Source organism: Haloplanus salinarum (assembly GCF_024498175.1).
Taxonomy (GTDB): domain Archaea; phylum Halobacteriota; class Halobacteria; order Halobacteriales; family Haloferacaceae; genus Haloplanus; species Haloplanus salinarum.
Window position 1 is genome coordinate 1729766 of the sequence record NZ_CP101823.1, and the last position, 20252, is coordinate 1750017.

The 20252-nt window shown below is 67.4% G+C and carries 12 protein-coding genes and 2 pseudogenes; 6 read left to right on the forward strand and 8 right to left on the reverse strand.

The genetic code is table 11. From position 1 onward, the window contains the following. Positions 1–39: 39 nt before the first annotated feature. On the forward strand, positions 40–1218 hold the full coding sequence (locus NO364_RS08960) for an NAD(P)/FAD-dependent oxidoreductase (RefSeq protein ID WP_257627321.1): 1179 nt from the start codon (positions 40–42) through the stop codon (positions 1216–1218). 46 nt (positions 1219–1264) lie between these two features. On the opposite strand, the gene NO364_RS08965 is transcribed toward NO364_RS08960, so the two are convergent. Continuing rightward, positions 1265–1798: an Rrf2 family transcriptional regulator gene (locus NO364_RS08965; protein WP_157687821.1), complete on the reverse strand. Its 534-nt coding sequence runs from the start codon at positions 1796–1798 to the stop codon at positions 1265–1267. 122 nt (positions 1799–1920) lie between these two features. Here NO364_RS08965 and NO364_RS08970 point away from each other — a divergent pair, with 122 nt between their 5' ends. Beyond that, complete coding sequence (locus tag NO364_RS08970) at positions 1921–2862, forward strand: NAD-dependent epimerase/dehydratase family protein (RefSeq protein WP_157687820.1); 942 nt, start codon at positions 1921–1923, stop codon at positions 2860–2862. Between the two features lie 114 nt (positions 2863–2976). Here the strand turns inward: NO364_RS08970 and gyrA are convergent, their stop codons facing one another. From gyrA to NO364_RS18365, 3 genes and pseudogenes are all read right to left on the reverse strand, one after another. Then, the gene (gene gyrA / locus NO364_RS08975; RefSeq protein WP_257627322.1) at positions 2977–5448 is read right to left on the reverse strand and encodes a DNA gyrase subunit A; all 2472 of its coding nucleotides are present in this window, start codon (positions 5446–5448) and stop codon (positions 2977–2979) included. Further along, positions 5445–5864, reverse strand: a pseudogene (locus NO364_RS18190) (DNA topoisomerase IV subunit B); the annotation flags it as partial. The gene gyrA and the pseudogene NO364_RS18190, both read right to left, overlap by 4 nt. Before the next feature lie 6 nt (positions 5865–5870). Continuing rightward, positions 5871–9050: pseudogene (locus NO364_RS18365) on the reverse strand (DNA gyrase subunit B); the annotation flags it as partial. A gap of 257 nt (positions 9051–9307) precedes the next feature. On the opposite strand from NO364_RS18365, the gene NO364_RS08985 reads away from it, so the two are divergent. Genes NO364_RS08985 through NO364_RS08995 form a run of 3 tightly spaced genes read left to right on the forward strand, consistent with a single transcriptional unit; the run spans position 9308 to position 13325 of the window. Continuing rightward, entirely contained in the window at positions 9308–11716 is a 2409-nt protein-coding gene (locus NO364_RS08985; RefSeq protein ID WP_257627324.1) for a DNA topoisomerase VI subunit B, read from the forward strand. Continuing rightward, positions 11713–12801, forward strand: a complete 1089-nt coding sequence (locus NO364_RS08990) for a DNA topoisomerase IV subunit A (protein ID WP_257627325.1) — start codon at positions 11713–11715, stop codon at positions 12799–12801. The genes NO364_RS08985 and NO364_RS08990 overlap by 4 nt, the downstream gene beginning before the upstream one ends. 41 nt (positions 12802–12842) lie before the next feature. After that, positions 12843–13325 (forward strand): hypothetical protein, encoded by a 483-nt coding sequence (locus NO364_RS08995; RefSeq protein WP_257627326.1) that lies wholly within the window; start codon positions 12843–12845, stop codon positions 13323–13325. On the opposite strand, the gene NO364_RS09000 is transcribed toward NO364_RS08995, so the two are convergent. From NO364_RS09000 to ligA, 3 genes are all read right to left on the reverse strand, one after another. Next, positions 13326–14090 carry an MBL fold metallo-hydrolase gene (locus tag NO364_RS09000; protein ID WP_257627327.1) on the reverse strand — a complete coding sequence of 255 codons (765 nt, stop codon included), beginning with the start codon at positions 14088–14090 and terminating at the stop codon, positions 13326–13328. Between the two features lie 85 nt (positions 14091–14175). Further along, a complete protein-coding gene (locus tag NO364_RS09005) occupies positions 14176–15786 on the reverse strand; it encodes a CalY family protein (protein WP_257627328.1) in 1611 nt (536 codons plus the stop codon). A 348-nt stretch (positions 15787–16134) separates the two neighbouring features. Further along, positions 16135–17796, reverse strand: a complete 1662-nt coding sequence (gene ligA, locus NO364_RS09010; protein WP_257627329.1) for an ATP-dependent DNA ligase LigA — start codon at positions 17794–17796, stop codon at positions 16135–16137. Between the two features lie 93 nt (positions 17797–17889). Here ligA and NO364_RS09015 point away from each other — a divergent pair, with 93 nt between their 5' ends. After that, positions 17890–19449 (forward strand): glutamate-cysteine ligase family protein, encoded by a 1560-nt coding sequence (locus NO364_RS09015; protein ID WP_157687811.1) that lies wholly within the window; start codon positions 17890–17892, stop codon positions 19447–19449. A 26-nt stretch (positions 19450–19475) separates the two neighbouring features. On the opposite strand, the gene psmB is transcribed toward NO364_RS09015, so the two are convergent. Further along, positions 19476–20213: an archaeal proteasome endopeptidase complex subunit beta gene (gene psmB / locus NO364_RS09020; protein WP_157687810.1), complete on the reverse strand. Its 738-nt coding sequence runs from the start codon at positions 20211–20213 to the stop codon at positions 19476–19478. Positions 20214–20252: the final 39 nt, after the last annotated feature.

A 20252-nucleotide genomic window follows, 5' to 3' on the forward strand; every position in this document is an offset into this window, starting at 1 on the left:
TCCAACATCCCTATAACGAGGGGATTCGGAGTGTCCGCCATGACCGCACAGGTCGTCGTACTCGGGTCCGGGTACGCCGGTGCCGGCGCCGTCACCAGTTTCGAGGAAGCGGCGGACGACAGCGCCGAACTCACCTGGATCTCCGAGCACGACTATCATCTCGTCCTTCACGAGGCCCACCGCGTCGTTCGGGACACGAACGTCGCCCCCAAGATATCGATCCCCGTCGACGAGATCAAACCCCCCGAGACGACGTTCACACAGGGCCGCGTCACGGGTATCGACGTCGACGAACGGGAGATCCACCTCCGCGACGGCAAGTCGGTCCCCTACGACTACCTGCTCGTCGCACTGGGGAGTCGCACCGCCTTCTACGGCATCGAGGGACTCGAAGAACACGCCCACACGCTCAAGAGCCTCGACGACGCCCGGGAGATCCACCGCGACCTGGCCGACGCGGCCGGGGAGGCCACGCGCTCCGACCCCGCACAGGTCGTCGTCGGCGGTGCCGGGCTCTCCGGTATCCAGACGGCCGGCGAAGTCGCCGCCTACCGGGACGACCACCGCGCGCCCGTCGACGTGACCCTCGTCGAGGGACTGGACGAAGTCTTCCCCGGCAACGATCCCGAACTCCAAGGGGCGCTCCGCAAGCGACTGGAGGCCGCCGGGGTCGACATCATGACCGGCGAGTTCGTCTCGAAGGTCGACGCCGACACCATCTACGTCGGCGGCGGCGAGGACGAGGACCCGACCGAACTCGACTACGACGTCTTCGTCTGGACCGGCGGGATCACGGGACAGGCCGAACTCGAAGACGCGGCCGTCGACAAGGACGACCGGAGCAATCGGGTGTACGCCGACCGCGACTTCCGGACGAGCGACGACCGGGTGTTCGCCATCGGCGACACGGCGCTGATCGAACAGGGACCGGAGGAGTTCGCGCCGCCGACCGCACAGGCCGCCTGGCAGGCCGCCGAAGTCGCCGGCGAGAACCTCGCCCGCGCCGTCGAGGGACGGTCGCTCGAGACCTGGACCTACGACGACAAGGGGACGCTCATCTCCGTGGGCGACGAGGCGGTCGCCCACGGGGTCGACCCGCTCCCGATCGATACGTTCGGCGGCGTCGGCGCCGAACTGCTGAAGAAAGCGGTCGCCGCACGCTGGATCGCGGACGTCTCCTCGCTCGGCCGGGCCATCGACGCCTGGTCGGACATGTAACGGGGCCGAGAGCGATGGCGAGGTAGCGGATATCGCGGACGGGTGCTCAGTGCTCGGGCTGTTCCGCGGGCGCCCGCATGTCGTCGATCCGCAGGATCAGGATGTTGTCGGTGTCGTCCTTGCCGTCGACCGTCCCGTCGACGACGAGTTTCGAGAGCGGCGTGGGGCCGACGCGCACCTTGTCGCCCTCGTGGAACTCCCGGACCGAACCCTGGACGTGGATCTCGGCCCGACACAGGTCGGGGTGGTGGACCGACGAGAGGTCGATCTCGCCCACGTTCGCCGTGTCGACGGGTTCGCCGTTGTGGAGCAGGGGCACGGCGGCCGGTTCGTCCATCTGATCCACGTCGAGCGCCTCGTAGGCGTTGGCCGTCGGCTTGTACCCGCCTTTCGGCCCCGGTACGCCCTCGACGAGTTGGAGCGCTTTGAGACTCTGCATCTGGTTGCGGATTGTGCCCGGATTCCGGTCGACCTCGTCGGCGATGTCCTCCCCCTTCACCGCGTCCTCAGTCTCGCGATGGAGGTTGATGAGGGCGGTCAGGATCGTCTTCTGACTCGAGGTCAGTTCGATTGATGACATGCCATGGGGTTTGTGACTAGCGTTATTAAATTCGATGGATGTGAGGAAACGACGTCCGATTTCGCCACCTCGTCGTGACGAAAGCGATACAGCTTTGCATCTATCGGGATTCCCCTTCCCTCATGAGAGGGAAACGAGTCCTCGTGACGGGCGGCGCGGGATTCATCGGTTCGAACCTGGCGAACCATCTCGCCGCCGACAACGATGTCGTCGCGCTCGACGACTGCCACCTCGGGACGCCCGAGAACCTCGACGGCGTCGACGCCGAGGGCAACGCCGACGGCCCCGTCGAGTTCGTCGACGGGAGCGTCCTCGACGACGACCTACCGACCGACGTGGACGTCGTCTTCCACCTCGCGGCCTACTCCTCCTATACGATGGTCGAGGAGAACAAACGCGAGGCCACGCGCGTCAACGTCGAGGGCTTCGTCAACACGGTCGAACAGGCCCGCGAGGACGGCTGTGACACCGTCGTCTACGCCACCACCTCCTCCATCTACGGCTCCCGGACCGAACCCTCGCCCGAGGAGATGGACGTCGAGGCGCGCACCTGCTACGAGGCGTCGAAGCTCGCCCGCGAGCGCTACGGCGAGTACTTCGGCAACCACTACGACATGACACTCGCCGGCCTGCGCTTTTTCTCGGTCTACCAGGGCTACGGCGGCGCCGAGGAACACAAAGGCGAGTACGCGAACACGGTGGCGCAGTTCGCCGACGCCATCGCCGACGGCGAGTCGCCCGTCCTCTTCGGCGACGGCACGCAGACCCGTGACTTCACCCACGTCGACGACGTGGTCCGAGCCATCGAACTCGTCGCCGACCACGAACTCGACGGGGTCTACAACGTCGGCACCGGCGAGAGCTACACGTTCAACACGATGGTCGGGATGATCAACGACGAACTCGGCACCGACGTCGACCCCGAGTACGTCGAGAACCCGCTGCCTGTCTACGTCCACGACACGCTGGCCGACGCCACGAAACTCCGCGAGGCCACCGGCTGGGAGCCCGAAGTGGGCTTCGAGGAGGGCGTCGCTCGCGTGTGTGCACCGTACAAGGACTGACGCCGACCGCATTTTTACGCGATCAGCCACTGCGACGACCACGGCGGGCGGGGCGAACCCCCGGTGGCGTTCGCCGCGAGCACGCCGCGCGAGCGTCGGCCGTCGCGTGTGGGGTCAGGCGTCGTCGAGTTCGCCATCACCCGTCCGCTCGGCGGGGATCACGGCCACCGAGGCGACGGCGTCGCCGGCGTCCAGATCCATCACGATGACGCCCATCGTGTTGCGTCCGACCGTCGAGACGTCCTCGACGGGCGTTCGGATGATCTGTCCGTCCTCGCTCATCACCACGAGGTCGTCGCCGGGGCCGACGGCGTCGATGGCACAGGCCGGACCGTTGCGCTCGTTGGTCTTGATGTCGATCAGCCCCTTGCCGTAGCGGGACTGCTGTCGGTAGGCGTCGACCGGCGAGCGCTTGCCGTAGCCGTTGTCGGTCACCGACAGCACCCAGTCGTGGTCCGTGGGGTCGACGGCGGCCAGGCCGACGACGTGATCCGAGCCCTCGAGTTTGATGCCGCCGACGCCGCGGGCGTCGCGTCCCATGGGTCGGACCTCGTTCTCGTCGAACCGGATGCTCATGCCGCCGCCGGTGGCGACGATCAGGTCGTGGTCGCCGTCGGTCAACTCGACGTCCACGAGGGCGTCACCCTCGGCGAGGCGGATGGCCCGGATGCCGGTCGAGAGGATGTTGCCGAACTCGTCGACTGCGGTGCGTTTCACGCGACCGTCGCGGGTCGCCATGGTGAGATAGCGCTCCGCGTCGTCCTCCAGGCTCTCGCAGTCGACGACCGCTTCGATCTCCTCGCCGTCGTCGAGGTCGAGCAGGTTCACCGCCGACTTGCCGCGGGCCGTGCGGCCCATCTCGGGCACCTGGTAGGTCTTCAGCTTGTACACCTGCCCCCGGTTGGTGAAACAGAGCAGGTAGTCGTGGGTGTTCGCGAGGAAGACCGAGGAGACGCGGTCGCCCTCCTTGAGGTCCGCGCCGATGATCCCCTTGCCGCCGCGGTGCTGGGGGTCGAACGCCGACAGCGACATCCGCTTGATGTAGTCGTCCTCGCTGACGACGACGAGAGTGTCCTCCTGGGGAATGAGGTCCTCGTCGGTTACCTCGCCGTCGTCCTCGATGATCCGGGTGCGGCGCTCGTCGGCGTAGTCGGCTTTGATCTCCCGGAGTTCGTCCTCGATGACGCCGAGGAGTTCGGACTCGTTGTCCAGGATCTCCTCCAGTCGGTCGATCCGCGCTTGCACCTCCGCGTACTCCTCCTCGATGGCGGCCGTCTCCATCGAGGTGAGGCTGCCGAGTTGCATGGCGACGATGTGATCGACCTGGTCGTCCGAGAAGTCGAAGGCGGCTTTCAGCGCCGCCTTCGCGGCGTCGCGGTCCGCGGCGTCCTGGATGAGTTCGACCACCTCGTCGGCGTTCTCAAGAGCCGTCAGTCGCCCGTCGAGGATGTGAGCGCGGTCCTCGGCCTCGGCGAGGTCGTACTCGCTGCGCCGGCGGACGACCTCGCGCCGGTGATCGAGGTAGACCTCCAGGGTCTCCTTGAGGTCGAGCACCCTCGGCTGACCGTCCACCAGCGCGAGGTTGATGACGCCGAAGGTCGTTTCGAGGTGGGATTCGAGCAGCTGGTTTTTCACCACGTCCGGGTTCGCCCCGCGCTTGAGTTCGATCACGATGCGGATGCCGTCGCGGTCGGACTCGTCGCGCAGGTCGCGCACGCCGTCGAGTTTCCCCTCGTTGACGTCGTCGGCGATGCGCTCGATCAGGCGCGCCTTGTTCGCCTGGTAGGGGAGTTCCGTGACGACGATGCGGTCCTCGTCGGCCTCCATCTCCGCCCGGACCCGGAGGCGACCCCGGCCCGTCTTGTACGCCTTGTAGATGGCGTTGCGGCCGACGATGTTCGCGCCGGTCGGGAAGTCGGGCGCGACGACGTGTTCCATCAGGTCCTCGACGGTGCAGTCCGGGTTCTCGATGAGGTGGATCGTCGCGTCGATCACCTCGCCGAGGTTGTGCGGCGGCACGTTCGTCGACATGCCGACCGCGATGCCCGAGGAGCCGTTGACCAGCAGGTTGGGGAAGGCCGCGGGCAACACGTCGGGCTCCTGTTTCCGCCCGTCGTAGTTCGTCGAGAAGTCGACGGTGTCCTTCCCGATGTCCGCGAGCAACTCCTCGGCGATGGGTGACATCCGGGCCTCGGTGTAGCGCATGGCCGCCGGCGGGTCGCCGTCGACGGAGCCGAAGTTGCCCTGGCCGTCGACCAACGGCGCGCGCATCGAGAAGCCCTGGGCCATCCGCGCCAACGCGTCGTAGATGGCTGAGTCGCCGTGGGGGTGGAAGTCGCCCATCGTCTCGCCGACGACGGAGGACGACTTCCGGTGAGAGGCCCGGGAGGTGACGCCCGCCTCGTGCATGGCATAGAGGATGCGTCGGTGGACGGGTTTGAGGCCGTCGCGGGCGTCGGGGAGCGCCCGTCCCGCGATGACCGACATCGCGTAGTCGATGTAGGACTGCTCCATCTCCTGTTCGATCCGGGCCGTCTCGACCCGGCGGGCCGGCGCCGCCGAGTCCTCGGGGATGTCCGAGCTCATATGTCCACCCACTCCGCGTCGCTCGCGTGCTCCTTGATGAACTGTTTTCGCGGTTCGACCGCGTCGCCCATCAGGATCGAGAACATGCGGTCGGCCGCCGCCGCGTCCTCGACGGAGATGCGCTTCAGGATCCGGTTTTCGGGGTTCATCGTCGTCTCCCAGAGCTGATCGGGGTTCATCTCGCCCAGGCCCTTGAACCGCTGAACCTGGTCGGCCTCGCCGTTACATTTCTCCTCGACGATCCGGTCGCGCTCGGCCTCGCTCATCGCGTCGTAGGTCTCGCCGCGATACCTGACGCGGTAGAGCGGGGGTTGGGCGGCGTAGACGTAACCGCGTTCCAGCAGGGGCTTCATGTGACGGTAGAGCAGCGTGAGCAGCAGGGTGCGGATGTGGGCGCCGTCGACGTCGGCGTCGGTGTTGTGTGCACAGAGCCCACCCATTCCAGCGACGAAGTTCTCGTCGTGCTCGACCGAGAAGTCGTAGACGTACTCCCCGGTCGGGTCGACGCGTTCGACGCGTCGGACCGACAGCGCAACCAGATCGTCGGAGATCTCGTGGTACCGGCGGGTGCCCTCGTTGTCGCTACCGTGCTCGACTTTCGGTCGCAGTCGATTCCCGTCGCGGTGGTGTTTCCAGACGTCGTCGATCTCCGCGAGGTCGGAGCGTGCGGCGACCGTGATCGTGTGCCGATCCGCGTTCGTTCCGTATCCGCCGATCTCGTCCGCCGGCGTCACCGAGTGAGACGCCACGACGCCCTGCGCGGAGAGGAGGTACATGATCCCGCTGGCGAGATCGCGCGAACAGGTCGTCCACGAGAGCTTCGTCTCCGAGACGGACCCGTCGCCGTGGAGGTAACCCCGCAGGAACGCGCGCTGGAGCGGCCTCGGCACGTCGAAGACGAGATCCGGCACGGTCTTCGATGCGGCCGTCTCGCCAGTGCAGCCGAACACCCGCTCCCAGACGAGCGCGGCGACGCGGTTGACGAGTTTCACTTCGTCGACGCGACCGTCGGCCTCGCTGTGCTTGGCTCGAATCCCGAAGACGTGTTCGAACGCATCGCGGTATCTCTCTACAAGCTCGCGGTTGTTCGGCCCCATCGCGAGTCGAATCCCGTTGCGGGGGGAACTGGACCCGTCGGCGGCATAGAAGCCGAGCAGTTCGAGGAGCGTCTCGTCGACCTGCACGTATCTATCGACGGCTTCGTCGGCGTAGTGTTCGGGGGTGAGCGTCACTTCGGCGTCCTCGGGAATGTGTTCGAGGTCGTCCTCGGTTAGTTCGCTGACGCGAACGTACTCCGTGACGCGATTCGCAGGTGACCCCTCGTACTGCTCGTTCCACCGCTGGTCGAGCAGGGAGTCCACGACCGACACCTGCTCCATCACTGCGGCGGGGGAGACGCCGATGGCCTCACAGTATGCTTGGAAGTTCGAGACGGTCGGCCGCGACTGGCCCCGTTCCCACTCCGAAACCGTGATCGGTTGCGCGACGCCGACTGCGTCGCAGACGTCCCGCTGTGTCAGTTCGGCATCCGTCCGCTGGGCGCGTAGCGTCTCCCGAACCGACGCCGGGGCGTCGACGCGTGGCTCGGCACGAGCCACGACGCCTCCGTCCGCGGCGTACTCCTCGCGCACCCTGTGTTCGAGCAACTCTTCGATCCCGTCCCCGCGCGCGTAAATCTCCGAGTCGAACGCGTCGCCACGCTCGACGAGTTCGGCAAGCAGGTCGATCCGCTCGCCGTCTCGATCCCCGTGTAGCGGGACGGATCGTGGCGCGACGACCCGATCTCCGGGGGCGATCTCGTCGCCTGCTGCGAGTTCGATCTCTCCATCCCGGTGAACGAACACGCTGTGGGAGGCAGTCACCCGCAGGTTCCGCCCGTAGTCCGTCTCGATTCTGTACAGCGGTTCGTCGATCTCGTGCCGGATGACCTGATCGATGGGGCGGAACTTCGTGGTCTCGTCGTCGCGACCGAAACAAAGCACTTCGTACTCCTCGTATCCCTCGCCGTCCGCCTCGATGACCTCGTCAACGAACGATCCGATCTCGACGAATCGTGTCCGATCGTCGCCGTCCCGGACGAATCCGTGTTCGGAGCCGTCGACACTCATCAGGATGATCCGCTCGTAGCGGGCCTCCTCGATGTCGAACTCCTCGCCGATGCCGGTGCCGATGGCGGTGATGAGCGCCCGGATCTCGTCGTTCTCGAGGATGCGGTCCAACCGGTGTTTCTCGACGTTCAGGATCTTCCCCTTGAGCGGGAGGATGGCCTGGAACTCCCGGTCACGGCCCTGTTTGGCGCTCCCGCCAGCGCTGTCGCCCTCGACGACGAACAGCTCCGACTCGCCGGGATCCTTCGACTGACAGTCGGCGAGCTTGCCGGGGAGCGCCGTCGACTCCAGGGCGCTCTTGCGGCGGGTCAGCTCCTCGGCCTTCTTCGCAGCCTGGCGGGCCTTCGCCGCCTCGACGGCCTTGCCGACGATGGCTCGCGCCGTGTCGGGATGCTCCTCGAAGAAGGTGCCGAGATGTTGGTGGACGGCGCTCTCGACGATGCCGCGCACCTCGCTGTTGCCGAGTTTGGTCTTGGTCTGGCCCTCGAACTGCGGGTCGGGGTGTTTCACCGAGATGACGGCGGTCAGGCCCTCGCGGACGTCTTCACCCTTGAGGGTACCGTCGAGATCACCCAGGAGGCCGTTGTCCGTCGCGTAGTCGTTGACGACGCGCGTAAGCGCCGTTTTGAATCCGGTCAGATGGGTGCCGCCCTCGCGGGTGTTGATGTTGTTGGCGAAAGCGTGGATCGACCCCTGGAGTTCGTCGGTGGCTTGGAGCGCCACCTCGACGGAGATGTCCTGTTCCTCGTCATCGAAGTAGACGACCTCGTCGTGGAGGGCAGTCTTGGTCTCGTTGAGATATTCGACGAACTCCCGGATGCCACCCTCGTAGCGGAAGGTGACGGACTCGCCGTCCCGCTCGTCGGCGAGACCGATCTCCACTCCGGAGTTGAGGAAGGCGAGTTCTCGGAGGCGCGTCGTGAGCGTCTCGAAGGAGAAGTCGCTGGTCTCGAAGATGTCGTCGTCGGGCCAGAACCGGACCGTCGTCCCCGTCTCCTCGTCGGGGTCGAGGTCACGGACCCGCTCGAAGGCCCCCTCGGCGGGTTCGCCGCGCTCGAACCGGTGGGTCCAGACGGCCCCGTCGCGTCTGATCGTGACCTCCAGTTCCGCGGAGAGGGCGTTGACGACGCTGACCCCGACGCCGTGGAGGCCGCCGGAGACCTGGTAGGACTTGTTGTCGAACTTGCCGCCGGCGTGGAGGACGGTCATGATGACCTCCACGGCGGGCCGGTCGTACTCCGCGTGGGTGTCGACCGGGATGCCGCGCCCGTTGTCGGAGACGCTCACGGAGTCGTCCTCGTGGACGGTCACGTCGATAGCGTCGCAGTGACCCGCCAGCGCCTCGTCGATGGCGTTGTCGACGACTTCGTAGACGAGATGGTGGAGGCCGCGCGAGTCCGTCGATCCGATGTACATCGCCGGCCGCTTCCGGACGGCCTGGAGACCCTCCAGGACCTGTATCTGTCCGGCTCCGTACGCTTGTTCGTCAGCCATAGAATCTACACGGACTAGACGGTCACACCCCTTAAACGCTCGCACGCGTGCGCGCGACCACAATTACGATTACTCCAAAACGAAGATCGGGTTTCGATTCGACAACCTGAGTTCGCCGTCCGCCGGCAGCCCGGCCGCGAACCGTCGCGTTCGCCGGCAGAGCCGAGTCGAGCGCGCTCGGGCGCGCACGTGGACGGATCACTTTCACCCCGCTGGCGGTGGCCTTTTAAACGTCGTCCGGGTAGGGAGGCTCACGGATGACATCGTTCCAGTCGACGCTCGGCGAGGAAGGGGGGATCGCCGAGGAGTTGGCCGAGAACCAGCGCGCCATCTCCATCGCCGAGTTCTTCGAGAAGAACAAGCACATGCTCGGGTTCGACTCCGGGGCCCGAGGGCTGGTGACCGCCGTCAAGGAGGCGGTGGACAACGCCCTCGACGCCACGGAGGAGGCCGGCATCGCCCCCGACATCTACGTCGAGATCACCGAGGTCGACGACTACTACCGACTCGTCGTCGAGGACAACGGTCCCGGGATCACGAAAGAGCAGATCCCGCGGGTGTTCGGCAAACTACTGTACGGCTCCCGGTTTCACGCTCGAGAGCAGTCACGCGGCCAGCAGGGAATCGGTATCTCCGCCGCCGTCCTCTACTCACAGCTCACCTCCGGCAAGCCCGCGAAGATCACCAGCCGAACCAAGGGGAGCGCCGACGCCCAGTATTTCGAACTCGTCATCGACACCGACGACAACGAGCCCGAGATCCGAAACGAGCGGACCACGTCGTGGGACCGGCCCCACGGGACCCGGATCGAGTTGGAGATGGAGGCGAACATGCGCGCCCGGTCACAGCTCCACGACTACATCAAGCACACCGCAGTCGTCAACCCACACGCCCGGGTGGAACTCCGGGAACCGGGCCTCGACGAGCCGCTGAAGTTCGAGCGCGGCACCGACCAGTTGCCCGCCGAGACGGAGGAGATCCGCCCCCATCCCCACGGCGTCGAACTCGGGACGCTCCTGAAGATGCTCGACGCGACGGAGTCGTACTCGGTCTCGGGCTTCCTCCAGGGCGAGTTCACCCGCGTCGGCGGCAAGACGTCGACGAAGGTGTGTGATCGCTTCCGGGACCGGCACTTCGGCCGCGAGATGGCGTGGGCGACGCCGAATCCACACGACGAGGCCGATATCGAGGACGCCCTGATCGACGCCGTCGCCAACAAGAGCGCCGACGCGACCGACTGGTTCGCCACCCGCGTCGCGGAGACGGTCGGCGACCGGGAGCGGATCGCCCACCACGACCTCGTCGAAATCGTGGGGAACCTCGCCGACGCGACCGAGGCGGAGTTCGACGAGACGTTCGGCGAGACGGTCCGGGAGAACGCCGTCGGCGCGGCCTGGGCCGAGTGTACCCGGACCGATCTCCTGACCGCGACGCTGTACGAGCGGATCGACGACGCGACCAGCACCCGGAAGGACGACGCCGCGATCCAGGGGCTGGCCGAACGGCTCGCGGACAAGTTCGCCGGGGCCGACGACCCGCGCCACCGGGCGACCCGCGACGAACTCGCGGCGTACGTCGACCGCTCGGCCGACCGGGTCGAAGAGGCCACCGGGGCCACCTTCGGCGACACCGCCCGCGAGAACGTCGTCGAGGCCTGCTGGTCGGTGATGTCCACGGTCCCGGACGACCTTCCGAAGGTGAAGACCATCGCCGACGACCGGGACACCGCCTCCGAGTTGCTGGAGGCGATGCGCGAGACGGACATCCTCGCGCCCCCGACGGGCTGTCTCTCGCCGATCACGGCCGAACTCGTCGAGGCCGGCCTGCGCAAGGAGTTCGACGCCGACTTCTACGCGGCGGCGACCCGCGACGCCGAGGTCCACGGCGGCGACCCATTCATCGTCGAGGCGGGCATCGCCTACGGCGGCGACTTGGAGAGCGACGGCTCGGCCGACGTGATGCGCTTTGCCAACCGCGTGCCCCTCGTCTACCAGCGCGGGGCGTGTGCCGTCACCGACGTCGTCAAGGGGATCGGCTGGCGGAACTACGGGCTCGATCAGCCGGGGGGTCGCGGCCTCCCCTCCGGCCCCGCGGTGGTGATGGTCCACGTCGCGTCGACGAACGTCCCCTTCACCAGCGAGTCGAAGGACGCGGTGGCGAACGTCCCGGAGATCGAGGACGAGATCGAACTCGCCATCCGCGAGGCCGCACGGGAGCTGAAGTCCTACCTCAACCGCCGGCGGTCACTGGAGAAGCGCCGGCGCAAACAGGAGGTGCTGGGACGCATCCTGCCCGAGATGGCGGACAAGCTGGCGTCGGTGACGGGCCGCGATCGGCCGAACATCGACGGCGCGCTCGGCCGCATCATGAACAACGTCCTCGTCGAGCGGACGGTCGAGGACGGGACGGTCACGCTCGCGGTGCGGAACCACTCCGAGCGCGCCGAGGACCTCGACGTGACGGACATCGTCGACCGGGAGCCGACCGCGGTGAGCGACGGGGCGTCGGTGGTCGACCTCGACGACGAGTGGTTCGTACAGTGGTCCCCGTCGGTGTCGGCGGGTGAGACGGCCCGGCTTACCTACGAGGTGAGCGACGGCGACGGGGCGACCTTCGACGTGGACGTCGAGGGCGTCGAGAGCGAGAAGCTCACGGTGGACACATGAGTTCTCAGGACGAACGCGCACGACGGCAGTTGATCGACCTCGCGGCGGAGTTCTACGACCAGTTCGACCGGGAGGAGGTGCCCGAGATGACCCTCCCGACGCGGACCAAGAGCAACATCGAATACGACGAGGACAGCGGGGTGTGGGTCTACGGCGACCGCACCTCGACGCGCTCGGCCAACTCGGTGCGGGGGGCCCGGAAGCTCCTGAAGGCCACCTACACCATCGACTTCCTCGCCCGTCAACTGGAGGAGGGCCGTTCCTCGACACTGCGTGAACTCTACTACCTCTCGGAGTCGTGGGACTCCGACGAGGCCGCCTTCTCCGATCAGGACGAGTCCAACCAGTTGATCGAGGACCTCGAAATCGTCTCCGACGTCACCCGCGAGGACTTCCACATGCGCCCCGAGGAGTCGGGTGCGACGCTGATGGGACCGCTGGAGTTGCGCGAGCAGACCCGTCGCGGCGAGCGCGAGATCCACTGTCAGAAGGACGTCGGCGAGGGCGGGTATCAGATCCCCAACAACCCCGACACCATCGACTTCCTGGATCACGACATCGAGTTCATCCTCTGTGTCGAGACCGGCGGCATGCGCGACCGCCTCGTCGAGAACGGCTTCGACACCGATCACGACGCCCTGATCGTCCACCTGAAGGGACAGCCGGCGCGGGCGACCCGGCGGATTACCAAGCGGCTCCACGACGAACTGGACTTGCCAGTGGTGGTCTTCACCGACGGCGACCCCTGGTCGTACCGCATCTACGGCTCCGTCGCCTACGGCTCCATCAAGAGCGCCCACCTCTCGGAGTACCTCGCGACGCCCGAGGCGGAGTTCGTCGGCATCCAACCCGAGGACATCGTCGAGTACGACCTGCCGACCGATCCCCTCGCCGACTCCGACGTGAACGCCCTGGAGTCGGAACTCGACGACCCACGGTTTACCACCGACTACTGGAGGGAACAGATCGAACTGCAACTCGACATCGGGAAGAAGGCCGAACAGCAGGCGCTCGCCTCGCGCGGGCTCGATTTCGTCACCGACGAGTACCTGCCCGACCGACTGGATCAGATGGGAATCTTATAGCTCAAACTACACTTATTCCCCTCGACGGCGTAGCGGGCGGTATGACGTTCGACACCGATCGTGGCCGCCTCCGTCACCTGCCCGAGACGCCGCTCCGGGCGCTCAAGTGGTCGTTCTGGTGGCTCCGGAAGACGTTCTTCTCGAAGCCCAAACCGGAGAACCCGGCCGTCGTCGTCGACATGACCGAGGGTGAGGCGGAGGCGTTTCTCGGGGAACGCTTCTTCGAACCGGGATGGGAAATGTCCTACCACTACCACAACGAAATCGTAAACGTGCGGCGAGTGCAGTACGTCGGTGATCATCCGTCCGGATTGGAGTGGTGGCAGACACACGTCCGCGGCTACGCGCACCCGAGCGGACTGGAGCTGACGGCCCACTTCGAACCAGAACCCGCCGAACACCCCGATGCGCATCTCGACGGCGAGTTCGTCGACGTATCGCGGGGGAACGCGACGCTGGTGGAACTGCTGGAGGCGGACGGAATCGAGTTCGAGCGGATCGGGTCGTGGACGACGGAGACCTGATCACGTCCACCCTTCGTCGAGAACGACCGGCACGCCGCGACTGGCAACGTCGGCCGCGAACGCCTTGGAGTCGGCGGCCAGAAACGCCTGCGTGTCGTAGTGGATCGGACAGACGAGGTCGGGGTCCAGATCCGCCGCGAGCGACGCCGCCTCGTGGCGATCCATGCACACGGATCCCGAGATGTTGGCCAGCAGGAGGGAGACGTCGAGAGCCGAGTGGTGGGGTAACACGTCGGAGTCGCCGGGCCAGAAGACCGGGACGCCGCCGAGTTCGAACTCGTAACCGACGCCGAACCCCTCCGGGTGGACGACGGAACCGTCCGGCCTCGTGTGCGACCCCTCGGGGTCGTTGTACGCCGGGAGGCTCCGCACGGGGACGCCCGCCGCCTCGACCCGCTCGCGCTCCCCGATCCGGATCAGATCGTACCCCTCCCGTTCCGCGAGCGCTTCGGGTGATGGCGGCCGACCCGCGCGCTCGGCGTCGACGCCCTCGTAGACGACGAGCGTGGCGTCCGGGGCGGCGACGCGGCGGATCCCGTCGGGGTCGTAGTGGTGGTCGTGGGTGACGACCACGACGTCGCCGTCGCGGGCGTCGTAGGCGGGGCCGGCAGGGTGCCGGGTGTCCACGCCCTCCGGCGGCTCCCAGTTACCGGTCAACACGCCGTAGCGACCGGGATCGGTGTAGACGGCCGTCTCGCCGTCGTCGACGCGGGCGGTCGCGTAGCCGAGCCAGCGGATCGAGCAGCCGTCGTGACGGATGGTCATGATCGAGTCGGGGTTCGCCCGCCGAAAACAAAAAGCCGCGCCGGCCGACGAACACGGGAGGTCACGGACGGGCGATCGATTCGACCTAGCTGTCGTCGGTCTGGTCGTCGTCCACTGCCGCGTTGTTCATGCCGCTGCCGTCGTTGTGGCGGCACTGCTCGGTGTAGAAGCCGAGGTCGAACTCGGCCTGGTCGGACTGGATCTCGTTGCCGTGGTCGACCGGGACCCACCACGCGAAGGCGGCGCTGAACTCGGTCTCGCCGCGGAAACAGGCGGTGGGGAAGGAGCCGACCAGCGATCCGCCGACCGCGGGATTGCGGTAGTAGACGTCGAGCGTGTCGCCACCGCCGAGGGTCCCGCGACCGGCGGCCATCGAGAGAACGACGGCGTCGTCGCCGTAGACGTCACTGAGGTCGGTCCCGTCGGCGTTGCCAACGGTGTTGACTCCACCGTCCGTGAGCTCGAACCAGTTGAAGTTCGGATTGTCCTCGGGATCGGGGTTCCCGGCGATCTCCCGGTGGACGTTCCGGGTGGCCCAGCCGTCCGCGCCGCCGCTGTCGTCGGTGTTCGACGTGTGGTAGACGACGTGTCGGGTCCCGTCGGCCTCCTCGATGAGGAGGTACAGCTCGTCCGGCGCCGACGTACCGTTGTTCGCGCCTTCGTAGTACTGGTAGGTTAGCGTCGTCGTCGGATTCGTGGGATCGTCCGTCAGATCGCCGAGTGTCGGTTCGGGGAGCGACACGCCAGTCGTCACGTAGTCGTTCGTCGCCTCGCCGCCGGAGGTGGCGTGGGCGACCTTTCCGCTGTCGACGGGGTCGTCGACGAGTTCCACGTCGGCGTCGTAGTTGCCGTCGCCGCCGGTGTCGAAGCGCGTGATTCCCGCACGGGTGAAGTCGGTCGGTGAGGAGTCCGCGATGCTCGTGTTCGCGCCGTCGATCCGGACGCCGTTCCCGCTGTCGAGTGCGTCGAGGACGTTCCGGAGGCTGTCGACCAGCAGCGGACTCTCGCCGCCGTCCTGGTAGTTGTCGCCGTCGTCGAGCCACACGGCCGCCTGGACGACGTCCAGCAGTTCCACGTCGGCCGGATCGGTGGAGTCCGCGTCGCCGTCCTCCTGTGGATCGTCGGCCTCCGGCTCCGTGATACCGTTCTCGGCGGCGGTGACGCCGCCCGGGTTGTTGATCCAGACGTAGCCGGGGTTCGTACAGAGTTCGAGGTCGAAGGTGACCTCGCCGAAGTCACCCGGCTTCACGTCCTGCAGGTCGACGATCGCGCTCTCGCCGTCGGCCTGGGTGAGGGCGCCGACGCCCTCGTCGGCACAGCCGTCGTTCGTGACCTCGTTCTGTAGGGTGTTGTCGAGGAACTGATCGGGGTTGTCGACCTCGATCAGCCACGCGTCGTTCGCGGGCAACCCGGTGTAGCCGGGCGTGAGTTCCGAGGCGGTGCCGGTCTCGCCGGCCTCGCCCTCGTACATGTTGACCGCGACATCGTCGCCCTCGTCCTCGCTCCAGTCCGAGTAGTGGGTCGAATAGCCCACACCCAGATCCAGCGTCCCCGCGGTCAGTTGGTTGTTCTCGAAGGTCTCCTGATCACTGAAGTACGCGCTCGTCCCGAGTCCCGCACCCGCCGAGGCGACGCCGATGGTACCGAGTGCGGCGAGTGCCTTCCGACGGGAGAGGTCGAATCGTTGGTCGCTCATTGTTGTCTTCCCCCTCGCGGGGAGGCCCACCGACGGAGTCGAACCGTCGTGCGGCGGCGACGCCGTACGCCCTGTGGGTCGGACCGCTCCGCCATCCGGATCGACCCATGGATGACACCCCGTTAGCTATTGAGCGGTTAGCGGAATCAAGCGAGGAGTTAATGCAACTAAGCGGGGGTTAATCGAGGTATTGCGGTGCCTGAGCGGTGATTCTTATATCATTGGCGCATTACTTCGCGACGAGAGCGACGGCTCACGGGTGTCGAAAGAACGTTCCGAGACACGCTGATCAAAACGGTGTCGCTGTGAACGACAACCGGTCCGCTGTGACGTTGCGGGACCGGGAGATCAGTCGTCCGCCAGCCGCTCGATCCGCGACAGTGAATCGGCGTCCGCGGGCGTCTTGTCCTCGCGGACGGCAACGAACCGCGGGAACCGGAGCGCGTAGCCCGAGCCGTACGTGGGCGACTCCTGAATCGCCTCGTAGCCGACTTCGAAGACCACGGTTGGGTCGATGTCGACCTCGGTTCCGTCCTGCCGCTGGATCAGCGGCTCCAGCCGGTCGCTCAGGGCGGCCAGTCGCTCGTCGGAGATACCCGTCGCCACCTTGCCGATGGTGACGAAGTCGTCGCCGTCGGTGGATGCGTCCCGTGCCGACAGGAGGAAGGTGCCGAGGTGGTTCGCCCGCCGCCCCTCGCCCCACTCGGCGCCCGTGACGACCAGATCGAGCGTCTCGACTTCGGGCTTTCGCTTCAGCCAGTTCTGCCCACGCTTGCCCGGCGTGTACGCCGAGTCGGGGTTCTTCAGCATGATGCCCTCGTGGTCCGCCGCCAGCGCCTCGGCCTCCCGGTCCGCGACGGCGTCGGGGTCGTCCGTGATCGTGAGCGGCGAGCGGCCGGACGGCAGCGTCGATTCGAGGTGGTCGCGACGGTCGCGGAGGGGGACGTCGAGCAGGTCCGTCCCGTCCGCGTGGAGGCAGTCGAACGCGCGGAGTTCGACGGCCACCTCCTCGCGCATCCGGGCCACGTCGTGTTTGCGCCGGAAGCGACGGAGCACCGCCTGGAAGGGGAGGGGATTGCCGTCGTCGTCGACGGCGAGCGCCTCGCCGTCGAGGATGACCGGCACGTCGACCGCGCCCTCGACGAACTCCACGAGTTCGGGGAGCGCGTCGGTCACGTCCGCCATGTTCCGGGAGTAGACGGCCGTCTCCCCGTCGGGGTCGTGGTGGACCTGCACCCGCGCGCCGTCGAACTTCGTCTCGACGGCGACGGTCCCCCACGCGTCGAGGGCGTCGGCCACGGTGCCGGTCTGGGCCAGCATCGCCCGCACCGGCCGGCCGACGGTCAGCGTCACGTCCGCCAGCCCCGCCACCCCCTCGTCGCGGGCGCGAACCGCCACCGCACCGTAGTCGTTGGTCACCTGGAGCGCGCGCTCGACGGCGTCGACGGGGACGTCGAACGCCTCGGCGATGGCGTCCCGAACCGTCCCCTCGCCGACGCCGATCCGCATCTCCGAGAGGACGAGGCGGGCGAGGTACCGGGCCGCGAGCGGGTCGGCGCGGTTGAACAGGCCGAACAGGGTGTCGACCTTGCGGTCCTGGCTCCCCGACCCGTCGGCGTTCGCCAGCGCCCGCAGGCGGTCGTCGACGTCGGCGACGGTGAGGGGGTCGGGGTCGGCGGCGGCGAACGCGGCGAGGCCCCGCTGTCCGCCCGTATCGAGCGACTCGGCGACGGCCCCGATGTCGCCGGTCTCGGCCAGTCGGTCGGCCACGTCGTCCGCGGTGACGTTCGTCCCGGCGGCGCGCGCGAGCGCCTCGTGACAGAGGCTCGGCCCCACGTCGAGGGTCGTGGTGTCCCAGGCGGGCACGACCCGTCCGAGCAGGAGCCGGACGACGACGGACAGGTCGTCACCGGCGTCGGCCAGCAACCCCGCGGCCAGCGACGTGATCTCCAGATCGGCCGTCTCGGCCTCGACGTCGGCGACCCGGTCGGCGAAGTCGGCGAAATCCATCGGATCGGGCTCCGTTCGGGGAGCGCTTAAGCGCGGCGGGTTCCGGTGTTCGGAGTCACGGGATTCAAGACGATGTATCGTGCAGGGGTGGGTATGAACCGTGACCTGGTGGCCCGGGTTCGGGACGTCCTCGACGTGGACGTCTCGGAGTTCCGCGCCCAGGCACAGGCGGACGCGGAGGTGGTGAAGGCCGAACTCAAGGACGGAACCTTCGACAACCACCGGTCCATCGTCGGACTGGAGTACGAGTTCTACGCCGTCGCCGACGGCCGGTGGCGGCGGAACGGCGACGACGACGACGCGGGCTCGGAACTCGTCCGCGTGCCGCGGCGACTCCTCGAACTCATCCGCTTCGAGAAGGAACTCGGGTTGCACAACGCGGAGATGACGACCAGCCCACAGCCGTTGAACGCCGAGGGCCTCCGGGCGCAGGCGGCGGGCGTCCGTTCACACCTCTCCTCGGCGCTCCAGACCACACGCATCGAGGGGATGCGCCTCGTCAGCGACGGCATCTGGACGATCCCGCCGTCGGGGGAAACCGCCCGTCGGTATCTGACCGACAGCATCTCCGACGAGGGGGTCCGCGTCGCCACCAACATGACCGACGCGGTGCGGTACCACGCGATGGCCAACGGCCGGAACGCGCCGACCCCCTTCGTCGTCGAGGCGCCACACGTCAGTCTGGAGGCCGACACGGTGATGCCCGAGAGCCTCATCACCTCCATCCAGCCACACTACCAGGTGCCCCACGCCTCCGACCTGCCGACCTACCACAACTACGCCCTGCGTGTCGCCGGGCCGTTGCTGGCCCTCGGCGTCAACTCCCCGTTCTTCCCGCCGGACCTCTACGACGAGGGCGTCGACCCGGCGGCGGTCGTCGAGGACGCCCGCGCGGAGAACCGCATCCACGTCTTCGAGTCGGTCCTCAACACCGAGGGCGCCGAGAAGGTGCGTTTCCCGCGTGACCTCGACACCGTCGAGGAGGCGGTCGACCGCGTCGCCAACGATCCGACCGTCGTCCCCATGCCCGTCGACCGGGGCGACCGCTTCGACGACAAGTTCGCCACGCTCCGGCGCAAGCACGGCACGTTCTGGCGGTGGGTGCGCCCCGTCTTCGACGGCGCCGACCGCTCCTCGGCCAACGCCCGGATCGAGTTCCGGCCCATCGCCGCCCAGCCGACCGTCCGCGACTCCATCGCCTTCCTGGCGACCTTCGCCGGCCTGATGGAGAGTCTCCCCCGCCACGAACACCCCGTGATCGGCCAAGACTGGGGCGTCGCCCGGGAGAACTTCTACGCCGCGGCCCGTCACGGCACCGCCGGCGAGCAACGCTGGATCACCAACGACGGCCAGGAGACGACCGACCCCGAAACCATCTACGACGACCTCTTCTCCCACGCCGTCGAGGGACTCCGGGCTGCGGGCTGTGCGACCGACGAGGCCGAATCGTACGTCGAGCCCCTGCGGGCGCGCGTCGAGGCGGGCGTCACGCCGGCGTCGTGGAAACGTGACCAGGTGCGACGGCGGGTCGCGGACGGCGCGTCGCTGGCGACGGCCATCCCCGCGATGCAGCGTGCCTACGTGGACAATCAGACGGAGACGTTGCTCGACGGGTCGTTCGCCGATTGGTTGGACGACGGAGACGGAACGTAGCCGTCGGACGGCTGAGAAGCGACGGCCTACAGCAGGGACTCGAAGTCCTTGTGTTTCGTGATCTCGACACCTTCGTCGGTGACGACGGCGACGTTGATACCGTTGCCGGAGGCCAGGTCGCGTTCGACCGCGCTCTGGATGCCGTGGGCGGCGACGGACTTCGCCTCGTCGACCGAGAGTTCCTCGTCGTACTCCTGTTCGAGGACACCGAGAGCGTACTGGCTCCCCGAGCCGGAGACGGCGTAGTCCTCTTCCATCAGTCCACCGAGGGGGTCGAGGCTGTAGACGTGGGAACCGTCCTCGTCGACGCCGCCGAGGAGCGGGGAGACGATGAAGAAGGCCCCCGAGCGGAGGAAGTTACTCGTGAGCGTCGAGAGCGCCTCCATGCTCATCTCCTTGCCGCGTCGGGTCTCGTAGAGGCTGGCCTCGGAGCGAAGCGAGCTGATGAGCGACTGGGCGGCCGACACCGACCCCGCGATGGTGAGAGCGGCGTTCGGGTGGATCTGTTCGACCTTCTGGACGTCCTTGCTGGAGACCATCCGGCCGGCGCTCGCGCGCATGTCGGTCGCCATCACGACGCCGTCCTCGGTCGAGAGGCCGACGGTCGTGGTCCCGGTTTTCATCTCCTTGTCCTCGTCTTCGGCCGCGGCGAGGCGCTGGTCGGTGTCGGTGAACTCGCCGATCTCGGGGCCGAACACCGGCCGGTCGCCGCCGTCGAGACGCTCCTGTGTCCGTGAAAAGTCCTGATTCGTCGGAGTACGCATCACCTGCCCTTGCGGGGGCGCGCTGATAAATGCAACCCT

Coding starts and splice junctions, on each gene's coding strand:
- NO364_RS08970 (WP_157687820.1), top strand. CDS start 1,921: ATGAGAGGGAAACGAGTCCTCGTGACGGGCGGCGCGGGATTCATCGGT.
- psmB (WP_157687810.1), bottom strand. CDS start 20,213: ATGCGTACTCCGACGAATCAGGACTTTTCACGGACACAGGAGCGTCTC.
- ligA (WP_257627329.1), bottom strand. CDS start 17,796: ATGGATTTCGCCGACTTCGCCGACCGGGTCGCCGACGTCGAGGCCGAG.
- NO364_RS09005 (WP_257627328.1), bottom strand. CDS start 15,786: ATGAGCGACCAACGATTCGACCTCTCCCGTCGGAAGGCACTCGCCGCA.
- NO364_RS09015 (WP_157687811.1), top strand. CDS start 17,890: ATGAACCGTGACCTGGTGGCCCGGGTTCGGGACGTCCTCGACGTGGAC.
- NO364_RS08960 (WP_257627321.1), top strand. CDS start 40: ATGACCGCACAGGTCGTCGTACTCGGGTCCGGGTACGCCGGTGCCGGC.
- gyrA (WP_257627322.1), bottom strand. CDS start 5,448: ATGAGCTCGGACATCCCCGAGGACTCGGCGGCGCCGGCCCGCCGGGTC.
- NO364_RS08985 (WP_257627324.1), top strand. CDS start 9,308: ATGACATCGTTCCAGTCGACGCTCGGCGAGGAAGGGGGGATCGCCGAG.
- NO364_RS08965 (WP_157687821.1), bottom strand. CDS start 1,798: ATGTCATCAATCGAACTGACCTCGAGTCAGAAGACGATCCTGACCGCC.
- NO364_RS08995 (WP_257627326.1), top strand. CDS start 12,843: ATGACGTTCGACACCGATCGTGGCCGCCTCCGTCACCTGCCCGAGACG.
- NO364_RS08990 (WP_257627325.1), top strand. CDS start 11,713: ATGAGTTCTCAGGACGAACGCGCACGACGGCAGTTGATCGACCTCGCG.
- NO364_RS09000 (WP_257627327.1), bottom strand. CDS start 14,090: ATGACCATCCGTCACGACGGCTGCTCGATCCGCTGGCTCGGCTACGCG.